Here is a 12,453-nt window from a genome sequence, read left to right on the forward strand (position 1 = left end):
CTCGCTCAAAAAGCGCTCTACTTCGCGTAGATCGCTTCGATCTCGTCCGCGTAGTCCTTCGCCACCACGTTCCGCTTGAGCTTCAGCGAGGGCGTGAGGTGGCCCGTCTCCTCCGTGAACTGGGAGGACAGAATGCGGAACTTCCGCACCGATTCCGCCTTCGACACCGCGGCGTTGCCGTCGTCGATCGCGGCCTGGATCGCCGCGTTCAGGTCCGCGTCCCCGGCCAGCGACGCCGCGGTGGAACCCGCCGGCTTTCCGTGGTCGTCGGCCCAACGGCCCAGGAACTCCTCGTCGATGGTGATCAGCGCGCCGACGAACGGCCGCCCGTCGCCCACCACCATGCACTCCGCGACCAGCGCGTGCGCGCGGATACGGTCCTCGATCACGGCCGGCGCGACGTTCTTGCCGCCCGCGGTGACGATGATCTCCTTCTTGCGGCCGGTGATCCTGAGGTAGCCGTCCTCGTCGAGGGTGCCGATGTCACCGGTGTGGAACCAGCCGTCGGTCAGCGCCTCGGCCGTGGCGGCCTCGTTGTTCCAGTAGCCCTTGAACAGGTGCTCGCCGTGCAGCAGCACCTCGCCGTCGTCGGCGATCCGGATCACCGAGCCCGGCAGCGGCTGACCGACCGTGCCGATCTTCGTGCGGTCCCACGGGTTGAACGCGGTCGCGGCACAGGACTCGGTCAGGCCGTAGCCCTCCAGGACCGTGAAGCCGATGCCGCGGAAGAAGTGACCCAGGCGCTCGCCGAGCGGGGCGCCGCCGGAGATGGCGTACTCGCCCTTGCCGCCGAGGACCGCGCGCAGCTTGCTGTAGACCAGCTTGTCGAAGGTCTTGTACTTGATCTTCAGGCCCAGCGACGGACCCGACGGGGTGTCCAGCGCCTTGCTGTAGGCGATCGCCGTGTCGGCGGCCTTGTCGAAGATCTTGCCCTTGCCGTCCGCCTGCGCCTTGGCGCGCGCCGAGTTGTAGACCTTCTCGAAAACGCGCGGGACGCCCAGGATCAGCGTCGGCCGGAAGGACGCCAGCTCGTCGGTGAGGTTCTTGATGTCCGGGACCATGCCCAGCTTGATCGGCGCCATCATGGGCGCGATCTGCACGAGCCGGCCGAAGACGTGTGCGAGCGGCAGGAAGAGCAGCACCGAGCATTCACCGGTGCGGAACAGCGGGCGCAGCCGCTCCACGATGTTGCCGCACTCCGCGAAGAAGCTGCGGTGGGTGAGCACACAGCCCTTGGGACGCCCTGTGGTGCCGGAGGTGTAGACGATGGTCGCCGGGTCGTCGGCCTTCGCCAGCGAGCTGCGCTCCTCCACGGCCGCGTCGCTGATGTCCTTGCCCGCGCGGCCCAGTTCCTCGATCCCGCCGCCCTCGATCTGCCAGACGTGCTTGAGGGCGGGCAGTGAGTCGCGCACCGACTCGACGGCCGCGGTGTGACCGTCCAGCTCCACGACGCAGGCGGTCGCGCCCGAGTCGCCGAGGATCCACTGGATCTGCTCCGGCGAACTGGTCTCGTACACCGGCACGGTGATCGCGCCCGCGCTCCAGATCGCGAAGTCGAGCAGCGTCCACTCGTAGCGGGTACGGGACATCAGACCGACCCGGTCGCCCGGCTGGACGCCGGAGGCGATGAGCCCCTTGGCGGCGACGTGCACCTCGGCCAGGAACGCCGTGGCCGACACGTCCTGCCATTGACCGCCCACCTTGCGGGCGATGACGGCGACGTCGGGATGCTGCGCGGCGTTTCTACGGACGATGTCGGTGAGATTGCCGTCCGCAGGGACCTCGTACAAAGCCGGAAGGCTGAACTCGCGCAAGACTGCTGCTCCTCATAGGGCGCCGGCGCCACGACGTTGTGTGATGCGACGGTCGGTCCAAGGCTCGGGCAGGTGCTCAGAGATTCAGTAATTGAAAGCTGAGCACGACTGGACTGCCCGGACGTTACCCGCCGGTATGGCGTCTTCGACAGGGGGTCCCGGCGAGATGTTCGCTGCGTCACACGGATTGGGGTTCTTCGCGCACAGTAGTCCACCTGCTTACTGACTGGCCAGTAACCGCGGGACCGGTCGGCACTGTTCACGTATGCCGCACAGGCCTACTCTTGATCGTCATGGCACCCACACCGGCCGGAAACCGGAAGACGCGCGTACATGTGGTCAGCGATGTGCACGGCAACGCCCGTGACCTGGCCAGAGCCGGCGAGGGTGCCGACGCCCTGATCTGTCTGGGTGACCTCGTTCTCTTCCTCGACTACGCCGACCACTCGCGCGGGATCTTCCCCGACCTGTTCGGGACGGAGAACGCCGACCTGATCGTGGAACTGCGCACCGCCCGCCGTTTCGAGGAGGCGCGAGAGCTCGGGGCCCGGCTGTGGGGCGGGATCGGCGCCGACCGCGCCTCCGTGATCGAGAAGGCGGTACGCAAGCAGTACGCCGAGATGTTCGCCGCGTTCCCGACACCGACGTACGCGACCTACGGCAATGTCGACATGCCGCCTCTGTGGCCGGAGTACGCCGGACCCGGTACGACCGTGCTCGACGGCGAGCGGGTGGAGATCGGCGGCTGGACGTTCGGCTTCGTGGGCGGCGGTCTCAGGACCCCCATGCGGACGCCGTACGAGATCAGCGACGAGGAGTACGCGGCGAAGATCGAGGCGCTGGGCGAGGTGGACGTGCTGTGCACGCACATCCCGCCGGAGGTGCCGGAGCTGGTCTACGACACGGTGGCGCGGCGGTTCGAGCGGGGGAGCCGGGCGTTGCTGGACGCGATCCGCCGCACCCGGCCCCGGTACTCGCTGTTCGGTCACGTCCACCAGCCCCTGGTCCGGCGGATGCGGATCGGGGCGACCGAGTGCGTGAACGTGGGGCACTTCGCGGGGAGCGGGAAGCCGTGGGCGCTGGAATGGTGAAGCCGGACGCGCGGTAGCCTTCACGCTGCACAGACGTGCGTACCACCCTTCCTCACCGGTCCATATCTGGAGGATCCACGGCGATGGCGGAACACACCAGTTCGAGCATCACGATCGAAGCTGCGCCTGCCGACGTCATGGCGGTGATCGCGGACTTCGCCCGCTACCCGGACTGGACGGGCGAGGTGAAGCAGGCGGAGGTCCTCTCGACGGACGCGTCCGGCCGCGCCGAGCAGGTCCGGCTGGTCATGGACGCGGGCGCCATCAAGGACGACCAGGTCCTCGGCTACACGTGGACCGGCGAGAACGAGGTCTCCTGGACGCTGGTGAAGTCCCAGATGCTGCGGCAGCTGGACGGTTCGTATGTGCTGAAGCCGGCGGGTGCGCGGGCCACGGAGGTCACGTATCTGCTGACGGTCGACGTCAAGATCCCGATGCTCGGCATGATCAAGCGCAAGGCGGAGAAGGTCATCATCGACCGGGCGCTGGCGGGGTTGAAGAAGCGGGTGGAGTCGGGGGAGTAGGGGTCCGCGGTCGGCTGCGGGCCGGTGGGGGCCGGTCGCGCCCACGCGGCGGAGCCGCATATGGATGCAGCCCCGCGCCCCTGGGTAGGTGCTGTCACGCCCGCTGCAACGCGCCCGCAGCCATAATGACCGCACAACCAGGCACGTCCTTGTGTCCGTTACGGTTCACCCCTATGCGCACCATCCTGATCACCGGCCCCGGCGGCAGCGGTCGTACGACAGTCGCCGCCGCCACCGCCCTGCGCGCCGCAGGCAACGGCACCCGCACCCTGGTGCTGAGTGCCGACCGCACGGACACCCTGGGCACGATGCTCGGCGCGGCAACGGGCCCCACCCCCACCCGGATCACCCCGCACCTCACCGCCTGGCGCCCCGACGCCACCGCCGGTTTCCGGGATGATCTCGCCCGCTTCCAGGACCGCGCCTCCAACGTGCTCAACCTGCTCGGCGCCTCCCGCCTGGACCCCGAGGAGGTCACCCCCCTCCCCGGCGCCGAGGAACTCACCCTCCTGCGGGCCCTGCGCGACGCGGCGCTCTCCGAGCGGCACGAGCTGCTCGTCGTGGACCTGCCGCCCACCCAGCAGGCCCTCTCCCTCCTCTCCCTCCCCGAGGAACTCCGCCGCTACCTGCGCCGCCTGCTCCCGGCCGAGCGTCAGGCCGCCGCGGGCCTGCGCCCCGTGCTCGGAAGGCTCGCCGGCGTCCCCATGCCCTCGGAGTGGCTGTACGAGACCGCCGCCCGCTGGGACACCGAACTCGGCGCGGTCGAGGCCGTCCTCGCCGATCGGGAGGCCGTCGTGCGACTCGTCGCCGAACCCGGCCCCGCCGGCACCGACGACGTACGGTCCGCAGGCCTCGCCCTCGCCCTGCGCGGCCTGCGCCCCGACGCCCTGATCGCCAACCGCGTCGTACCGGAGGACTGGCCCGCCGGCCTCGTCGCCCAGCAGCGCAAGGCCCTGGAGGAGTGGCAGGAGTCGTACGACGTCCATGCCGTCCCGCACCTCGGCCACGACCCGCGCGGCACCGACGACCTCACCGCCCTCGCCGTCCCCGAGGTCAACCACACGACCTCCACCGTCGAGTGGCCTGTCACCGATCACCTCGCCGAGGACGGCGTCCTGGTGTGGCACCTCCCGCTGCCCGGCGCCATACGCGACGAACTGGACCTGATCCGGCGCGGCGACGAACTCGTCGTCAGCGCGGGGCAGTTCCGCCGGATCGTCCCGCTGCCCTCGGCCCTACGCCGCTGCACCGTCGCCGGCGCCGCCCTGCGCGAGGGCGAGCTGCGGATCCGGTTCGCGCCGGACCCGGATCTGTGGCCCCGGACCCCGTGAACCGTGTACGCCCGTTCGGGTAACGTCGTAGGGACGAACCGTAGTCAGGAGGTCGTCATGAGCGAAGAGCTCCCCCCGTCCGACGCCGGAGACCGCGAGCCCGTGGACTCCGTGGACGAGGTACGGGCGACCGACGCCGACGCGTGGGCGACGGCGGTCGCGGAGGACCTCGCGGCGGAGAAGGCCCGCCGCCGCACCCAGTACGGCCCGCCCCCGGGCTCGGCCGCCGAGGAACTGCGCAAGCTCGTCGACAACGTCGCCGAGAAGCTGTCCGGCCTCCAGTCCCCGCTCCTCGGTGGCATCGCCGGACCCGCCGCCCAGCAGGTGGTCAAGCAGGTCGTCCAGCAGGCCAAGGCCGCGGTCGAGCCGGTCATCGAACGCAACCCGGACGTCTTCGACCACCTCGCCGCCGCGGGGGGCGAACTCCTCGCCGCCTACCGCTCCGCGGTCCAGGCGCAGGAGCAGCGCTGGAGCCGCCGCGACGACGACACCCTGCGCGACCGGGGCGAGGACCCCGGCCCCGGCGAGCGCATCGACTTGGACTGAAACCCCCTGACGGCAGGGGCTCGGGTACGGTTGGCCGTAGCGGGGCTCGACCGAAACTGAGGGATTCATGGGACTCACCATCGGCGTCGACATCGGCGGCACGAAGATCGCGGCCGGCGTGGTCGATGAGGAAGGCAACATCCTCTCGACCTACAAGGTGCCGACCCCGGGCACGGCCGAGGGCATCGTGGACGCGATCGCCTCGGCGGTGGAGGGCGCGCGCGCCGGGCACGCGATCGTGGGCGTGGGCATCGGTGCGGCCGGATACGTCAACCGCCAGCGCTCGGAGGTCTACTTCGCGCCCAACATCCACTGGCGCAACGAGCCGCTGAAGGAGAAGGTCGAGACCCGGGTCGGCCTTCCGGTCGTCGTGGAGAACGACGCCAACGCGGCAGCGTGGGGCGAGTACAAGTTCGGCGCGGGCAAGGGCCACCGCAACGTCATCTGCATCACACTGGGCACCGGCCTCGGCGGCGGCATCATCATCGGCAACAAGCTGCGCCGCGGCCACTTCGGCGTGGCGGCCGAGTTCGGCCACATCCGCATGGTGCCCGACGGTCTGCTGTGCGGCTGCGGGAGCCAGGGCTGCTGGGAGCAGTACGCCTCCGGCCGCGCCCTGGTGCGCTACGCCAAGCAGCGCGCCAACGCCACCCCGGAGAACGCCGAGATCCTCCTCGGCCTCGGCGACGGCAGCCCCGACGGCATCGAGGGCAAGCACATCTCCATGGCCGCCCGCCAGGGCGACCCGGTGGCCGTCGACTCCTACCGCGAGCTCGCCCGCTGGGCCGGCGCCGGCCTCGCCGACCTGGCCTCCCTCTTCGACCCCTCCGCGTTCATCGTCGGCGGCGGCCTCTCCGACGAGGGAGAACTGGTCCTGGACCCGATCCGCAAGTCCTACAAGCGCTGGCTGGTGGGCGGCAACTGGCGCCCGGTCGCCGACGTCATCGCGGCCCAACTGGGCAACAAGGCGGGCCTGGTGGGCGCGGCGGACCTGGCGAGAGAGCCCGACCCGATCATGTAAACGGGCATGGAGTGGACCTACTCAGGGGCGCGGGGCCGTTTCACCGTGCGGCTCTGCCGCACACACCTCGCGCCCCTCCCTCTTGGGCGTAAATTGATCCACATGGTTCCGGTCAAAGTCCTGAGCTACAACATCCGCTCGATGCGAGACGACACAGCCGCGCTGGCCCGAGTCATCAAGGCCTGCGAACCCGATCTCGTACTGATCCAGGAAGCCCCCCGCTTCTTCCGCTGGCGCAAGAAGCTGGCGAGGCTGGCGTCAGCCTCAGGACTGGTCATCCTCACCGGAGGCGGCACAGCGGCGGGCCCCGCGATCCTCTGCAACCTGCGGGCAACGGTCGAACGTACGGAAGACGTCCTCCTCCCCCTCACCCCCGGCCAGCACCGCCGAGGCTTTGCCACAGCGGTCGTACGATTTGGCGGCGCCCGCCTCGGCGTACTGAGCTGTCACCTGTCGTTGCAGGAGGACGAGCGCCACGACCAGGCGGGCATGCTCCTCGACCGCCTCGCCGGCATGGGCGTGGACCACGCCGTCGCGGGCGGCGACCTGAACGACCGGCCCACCGGCCGCACCTTCACCCGCCTCGCCGCGAACCTCCAGGACTGCTGGGCGACCAGGCCTACGGGCGGCGAACACACCTGGACCCGCACCGAACCACGCCGGCGCATCGACGCGATCTTCGCCACGAAGGGCATCGAGGTGCTCGGCTGCGGAGTCCCCACGCACATCCCCGGGATCACGGAGGCGGACATGAGGGCGGCCACCGACCATCTCCCGGTCCTGGCCACCCTCGGAATCCCCGCGAACTGAGCCGGACTAGACCACGGCACCCCGGCCGGGACCCTCGTCGTCCTCGTCGTCCGCCCGCATCCGCGTCACCAGTGTGACGAAGCCACCCAGGAACCCGCCGATCCCCGCCGTGGCCAGCCACCACGTCATCTCCCAGCCGAGCAGTACCGCGACCAGCAGCAGAACCGGCCCGCCCAGCACTCCCAGCCAGGCGAACCTCGAAGTGGTGTCGGCGGCCGGCAGCGGCGGCGGCTCCGGCGGGACGAAGTGCCCCTCGTCGTCCTCCTCGAAGTCCTCCTCGGACGGCTCGGGCGCGCTGTAGTCGCGAGGCCCGACACCGGGTGCGAAGGCGACGGAACCGCCCAGCGGCTTAGCCGGGTTCCCGTCCTTCTTCGGCGCGTCCTTCTTCGGCTCGTCCTTCTTGGGCTGCGTCTCCGTGGTCGTCGGCTCGTCGTTCGTCTCGGTCTCGAGCAGCGCGAGATCCTCGACCGACTTGAACGGCTTCGTGCCCGGCGGGTCCTTCGGCTCCTCGCCGTACCCGGCCACGATGGCCGCCCACGCGGCCTCCTCGTCGAACGGGACGCCCTGCTCGTCCGGCTCGCGGTCCTCGCGGTCGGAGTCGTGCTCAGCCACGTGCGGCCGTCCCTTCGCTGCCGATGCCGGTGGTGTGCCGGCCGATGAACGCGAGGCTCTCGTCGAAAATCCGCTCCGCGTCATGGTCCAACGTCGCCACGTGGTAGCTCTGTTCCAGCACGATCTCAGTTACGTCCGTCGACGACACACGGCTCAGCACGCGCGCGGAGTCGGCCGCGGGCACCACATGGTCCTGGGCGCTGCGCAGCACCAGCAGCGGCTGGGTGACCTGCGGCAGCTCGCCGTCGACCTGCCGGAAGAAGGTGCGCAGGGAGTGCGCCGCGTGCAGCGGCACCTTGTCGTACCCCAGCTCGACGCTGCCCTCCTTGGCGATGTCGCTGGCGATCCCGGGCGCCGTACGGACGAAGTGACGGGCCACCGGAAGGGCGTACGGCGCGAGGCCGTGCATGCGGTTCGCCGGGTTGACGACCACGACACCGCTCACCGCGTCCCCGTGCTTGGCGGCGAGCCTGAGGGCCAGGGTGCCGCCCATGGACAGACCGGCCACGAACACGGAGGCGCAGCGCTCGCTGAGGGCGCGCAGCTCGCGGTCCACCTCGGCGTACCAGTCCTGCCAGCCGGTGAGGGCCATGTCCTGCCAGCGGGTGCCGTGCCCGGGCAGCAGCGGCAGGGAGACCGTCAGGCCGTGCTCGGCGAGGTGCTGGGCCCAGGGGCGCAGCGACTGAGGGGAACCGGTGAAGCCGTGGCAGAGAAGGACACCGGCCTCCCCGCCCTCATGGCGGAACGGCTCGGCTCCGGGGAGGACCGGCACCTAGGTCTCCTGTTCATGAAAGAAGCGTGAGCAAGTCCAGGTGAGGTTCACCGTACGCGACCGCACTGACACCGACCAGGGCCGTCGGACTGTTTGACAGGGCTCCGGGTTAAGGTCTCATCGACGGACACAGGAGGCACTCGGTTGTTGTACGGCACGATGAAGGTCGCCATCGGAGGGCCGCTGAAGGTCGCCTTCAGGCCCTGGGTGGAGGGCCTCGAGAACATTCCCGCCGAGGGCCCGGCCATCCTGGCGAGCAACCACCTGTCCTTCTCCGACTCCTTCTTCCTGCCCGCGGTCCTCGACCGCAAGGTCACCTTCATCGCGAAGGCCGAGTACTTCACCACTCCCGGGGTGAAGGGCCGCCTCACGGCCGCCTTCTTCAAGGGCGTCGGCCAGCTCCCGGTGGACCGCTCCGGCGCGCGCGGCGCGGGCGAGGCGGCCATCAAGAGCGGCCTCGACGTGCTGGAGCGCGGCGAGCTGTTCGGCATCTACCCCGAGGGCACCCGCTCGCCCGACGGCCGCCTCTACCGCGGCAAGCCCGGCGGCCTCGCACGCGTGGCGCTCGCCTCCGGCGCCCCGGTCATCCCGGTCGCGATGATCGACACGGAGAAGATCCAGCCGCCGGGCAAGGTCATGCCCAAGCTGATGCGGCCGGGCATCCGCATCGGCGAGCCCCTGGACTTCAGCCGCTACCAGGGCATGGAGCACGACCGTTTCGTGCTGCGCGCGGTGACCGACGAGGTCATGTACGAGATCATGAAGCTCTCCGGCCAGGAGTACGTCGACATCTACGCGACCGCGGCCAAGCGGCGGATCTCGGACGCGGCCAAGGCCGAGAAGGCCGCCAAGGCGGCTGCCGCGAAGGCCGAGCAGGACAAGCCCGAGCAGCCGGCGTCCTAGGATCCTGGGACACGGCAGTCTGAGTTCGGGGTGGGGGACATGGCCAAGCAGGTGCGCGTCATGCGCATGTCGGTCGAGCAGCCGCTGTGGCGTGCGCTGACCGGGTACCGGGTGCTCACCATGCTGTACGCGGTCGGGCTCTTCGCCACCGCCTACGACGAGTACGACCGGCCCGGCATCGCCATCGCCTACTACGTCGTCCTGTGCGTGTGGACGCTCGCCACGCTGCCCCGCGTCCAGAACGCGGCCGCCTGCACCAAGCGCTTCCTCGCCGTCGACCTCGCGATCGCGATCACCGGGATCGTGCTGACCCCCCTGGTCGTCAACGATCACCACATCGACAGCGGCGGCCCCACCCTGCCGTCGATATGGACGGCCGGTTCCGTCCTGGCGTTCGCGATCAAGGGCGGCTGGCGGTGGGCCGCGCTCGCCTCCACGCCGGTCGCCGCCGCCAACCTGTTCGAGCGCGGCCACCCGGCCCGCGACACCGTCCACAACGTGATCCTCGTCTGGGTCGCCTCCATCGCCATCGGCTACGTCGTCGAGGTCGCCCGTGCCTCCGAGCGCACCCTCGCCCGCGCCCTGGAGATCGAGGCGGCGACCCGGGAGCGTGAGCGGCTGGCCCGGGACATCCACGACAGCGTCCTCCAGGTGCTCGCCATGGTGCAGCGCCGGGGCGCGGTCATGGGCGGCGAGGCGGCCGAGCTGGGCCGGATGGCCGGTGAGCAGGAGGTGGCGCTGCGCACCCTGGTCTCCGGCGGCCTGACCTCCGTCTCCCGGGTGTCGCGGGACGCGGCCCAGGGAGCGGTCGTCCACGTCGTCGACGACGAGCGGGACGACGACGGGCCGGACGAGACCGGTCCGCTCGACCTGCGCGCACTGCTCGCGCCCTACGCCTCGGCGAAGGTCTCCCTCGTCGAGCCCGGCGCCCCCGTCCCGCTGCCCTCGCCCGCCGCGCGCGAGCTGGCCGCGGCCGTGGGGGCCGCCCTGGACAACGTCCACCGGCATGCCGGTGAGCACGCGCGCGCGTGGATCCTCGTCGAGGACGAGCCCGACGAGGTGATCGTGACCGTACGGGACGACGGACCCGGCATCCCCGAGGGGCGGCTCGCCCAGGCCGAGGGCGAGGGGCGGCTGGGGGTGGCCCTGTCGATCCGGGGCCGGCTGCGCGAGCTCGGCGGCAGCGCCGAGCTGATCTCGCCTCCGGGACAGGGCACGGAGGTCGAACTGAAGGTACCGAAGGTTTCACGGGGGAAGGCAGGACAGCGATGAGTGACAAGGGTCCGATCAAGGTCATGGTGGTCGACGACCACCCCATGTGGCGCGACGCGGTCGCCCGCGACCTGGCCGAGTCCGGCCTCGACGTGGTCGCGACGGCGGGCGACGGCGACCAGGCCGTACGCCGGGCCAAGGCGGCGGACCCCGACGTGCTGGTGCTCGACCTGAACCTGCCGGTGAAGCCCGGCGTCCAGGTCTGCAAGGAGCTCGTCGGGCACAACCCGGCGCTGCGCGTTCTCGTGCTGTCGGCGAGCGGCGAGCACGCCGACGTACTGGAGGCCGTGAAGTCGGGCGCGACCGGCTATCTGCTGAAGTCGGCGTCGACCGAGGAACTCCTGGACGCGGTCCGCCGCACGGCCGTGGGAGACCCCGTCTTCACGCCCGGCCTCGCAGGGCTGGTCCTCGGCGAGTACCGCCGCCTCGCCACCGACCCCGCGCCCACCACCGACCCCGACCAGCCCAGGGCCCCGCAGCTCACCGAGCGCGAGACCGAGGTGCTGAGGCTGGTCGCCAAGGGCCTGAGCTACAAGCAGATCGCCGAACGCCTGGTGATCTCCCACCGCACGGTCCAGAACCACGTCCAGAACACCCTCGGCAAGCTGCAACTCCACAACCGGGTCGAGCTCGTCCGATACGCCATCGAAAGAGGCCTCGACGACGAGTGAGACGCGCGTCACACTGACCCTTCGTCAGGCACCTGCGGCGAAGGGAACTGTCCATGCGCGTCGGAGTACTGACCGGAGGCGGCGACTGCCCCGGCCTCAACGCCGTCATCCGGGCCATCGTCCGCAAGGGCGTTCAGGAGTACGGCTATGACTTCACCGGCTTCCGGGACGGCTGGCGGGGTCCACTGGAGGACGCCACCGTGCGTCTCGACATCCCGGCCGTGCGCGGCATCCTGCCCCGCGGCGGCACCATCCTCGGCTCCTCCCGCACGAACCCGCTGAAGCAGGAGGACGGCATCCGCCGGATCCAGGAGAACCTGGCCGCGCGGGAGATCGAAGCGCTCATCGCCATCGGTGGCGAGGACACCCTGGGCGTGGCCGCACAACTGTCCGACCGACACGGCGTGCCGTGTGTCGGCGTACCGAAGACCATCGACAACGACCTCTCCGCCACCGACTACACCTTCGGCTTCGACACCGCGGTCGGCATCGCCACCGAGGCCATCGACCGGCTGCACACCACCGCCGAGTCCCATATGCGCGTCCTGGTCTGCGAGGTGATGGGCCGCCATGCCGGCTGGATCGCCCTGCACTCCGGCCTCGCGGGCGGCGCCAACGTCATCCTCATCCCCGAGCAGCGCTTCGACGTCGACCAGGTGTGCGCCTGGATCACCTCGCGCTTCAAGGCGTCGTACGCCCCGATCGTGGTCGTCGCCGAGGGTGCCATGCCGAAGGACGGCGACGTGGTCCTCAAGGACGAGTCGCTCGACTCCTTCGGACATGTGCGGCTGTCCGGTGTCGGCGAGTGGCTGGCCAAGCAGATAGAGAAGCGCACCGGCAAGGAGGCCCGCACGACGGTCCTCGGGCACATCCAGCGCGGCGGCACCCCCAGCGCCTTCGACCGCTGGCTCGCCACCCGCTTCGGCCTGCACGCCATCGACGCCGTCCGCGACGGCGACTTCGGCAAGATGGTCGCCCTGCGCGGGACGGACATCGTGCGCGTGCCGATCGCGGAGGCGACGGCGAAGCTGAAGACGGTGGATCCCAAGCTGTACGAGGAGGTGGGGGTGTTCTTCGGCTGACGCC

General features: G+C 70.5%; 13 protein-coding genes. 10 read left to right on the forward strand and 3 right to left on the reverse strand.

From position 1 onward, the window contains the following. Nucleotides 1-17: 17 nt before the first annotated feature. On the reverse strand, nucleotides 18-1,814 hold the full coding sequence (locus M2157_RS34960; RefSeq protein ID WP_280857058.1) for a long-chain fatty acid--CoA ligase: 1,797 nt from the start codon (nucleotides 1,812-1,814) through the stop codon (nucleotides 18-20). A 335-nt stretch (nucleotides 1,815-2,149) separates the two neighbouring features. Between M2157_RS34960 and M2157_RS34965 the strand changes: the two genes are divergently transcribed. From M2157_RS34965 to M2157_RS34990, 6 genes are all read left to right on the forward strand, one after another. Continuing rightward, nucleotides 2,150-2,905, forward strand: coding sequence for a metallophosphoesterase (locus M2157_RS34965; RefSeq protein WP_280858981.1), 756 nt, complete (start codon nucleotides 2,150-2,152; stop codon nucleotides 2,903-2,905). Between the two features lie 83 nt (nucleotides 2,906-2,988). Beyond that, nucleotides 2,989-3,429: an SRPBCC family protein gene (locus M2157_RS34970; protein ID WP_280867221.1), complete on the forward strand. Its 441-nt coding sequence runs from the start codon at nucleotides 2,989-2,991 to the stop codon at nucleotides 3,427-3,429. Between the two features lie 173 nt (nucleotides 3,430-3,602). Further along, the gene (locus tag M2157_RS34975; protein ID WP_280867222.1) at nucleotides 3,603-4,760 is read left to right on the forward strand and encodes an ArsA-related P-loop ATPase; all 1,158 of its coding nucleotides are present in this window, start codon (nucleotides 3,603-3,605) and stop codon (nucleotides 4,758-4,760) included. Between the two features lie 57 nt (nucleotides 4,761-4,817). After that, nucleotides 4,818-5,306 carry a DUF5304 domain-containing protein gene (locus M2157_RS34980; protein ID WP_057611807.1) on the forward strand — a complete coding sequence of 163 codons (489 nt, stop codon included), beginning with the start codon at nucleotides 4,818-4,820 and terminating at the stop codon, nucleotides 5,304-5,306. Between the two features lie 67 nt (nucleotides 5,307-5,373). Continuing rightward, nucleotides 5,374-6,327, forward strand: coding sequence for an ROK family glucokinase (locus M2157_RS34985; RefSeq protein ID WP_057611808.1), 954 nt, complete (start codon nucleotides 5,374-5,376; stop codon nucleotides 6,325-6,327). 102 nt (nucleotides 6,328-6,429) lie between these two features. Beyond that, on the forward strand, nucleotides 6,430-7,137 hold the full coding sequence (locus tag M2157_RS34990) for an endonuclease/exonuclease/phosphatase family protein (protein WP_280867223.1): 708 nt from the start codon (nucleotides 6,430-6,432) through the stop codon (nucleotides 7,135-7,137). A 6-nt stretch (nucleotides 7,138-7,143) separates the two neighbouring features. Here M2157_RS34990 and M2157_RS34995 read toward each other — a convergent pair whose 3' ends face one another. Together M2157_RS34995 and M2157_RS35000 are read right to left on the reverse strand one after the other, a co-directional pair. After that, on the reverse strand, nucleotides 7,144-7,749 hold the full coding sequence (locus tag M2157_RS34995) for a hypothetical protein (RefSeq protein ID WP_280867224.1): 606 nt from the start codon (nucleotides 7,747-7,749) through the stop codon (nucleotides 7,144-7,146). Further along, nucleotides 7,742-8,521: an alpha/beta fold hydrolase gene (locus M2157_RS35000; protein ID WP_280857054.1), complete on the reverse strand. Its 780-nt coding sequence runs from the start codon at nucleotides 8,519-8,521 to the stop codon at nucleotides 7,742-7,744. Before M2157_RS35000 ends, M2157_RS34995 begins: the two co-directional genes overlap by 8 nt. Nucleotides 8,522-8,665: 144 nt before the next feature. Between M2157_RS35000 and M2157_RS35005 the strand changes: the two genes are divergently transcribed. From M2157_RS35005 to M2157_RS35020, 4 genes are read left to right on the forward strand one after another with little or no spacing between them, the layout of a single operon-like run. Next, a complete protein-coding gene (locus M2157_RS35005; protein WP_266525687.1) occupies nucleotides 8,666-9,424 on the forward strand; it encodes a lysophospholipid acyltransferase family protein in 759 nt (252 codons plus the stop codon). A 39-nt stretch (nucleotides 9,425-9,463) separates the two neighbouring features. Then, on the forward strand, nucleotides 9,464-10,696 hold the full coding sequence (locus M2157_RS35010) for a DUF5931 domain-containing protein (protein WP_280867225.1): 1,233 nt from the start codon (nucleotides 9,464-9,466) through the stop codon (nucleotides 10,694-10,696). Further along, entirely contained in the window at nucleotides 10,693-11,367 is a 675-nt protein-coding gene (locus tag M2157_RS35015; protein ID WP_280857051.1) for a response regulator transcription factor, read from the forward strand. The genes M2157_RS35010 and M2157_RS35015 overlap by 4 nt, the downstream gene beginning before the upstream one ends. A gap of 53 nt (nucleotides 11,368-11,420) precedes the next feature. Beyond that, nucleotides 11,421-12,449, forward strand: coding sequence for a 6-phosphofructokinase (locus M2157_RS35020; protein ID WP_280857050.1), 1,029 nt, complete (start codon nucleotides 11,421-11,423; stop codon nucleotides 12,447-12,449). Nucleotides 12,450-12,453 lie beyond the last annotated feature (4 nt).

Source organism: Streptomyces sp. SAI-127, assembly GCF_029894425.1.
GTDB lineage: Bacteria > Actinomycetota > Actinomycetes > Streptomycetales > Streptomycetaceae > Streptomyces.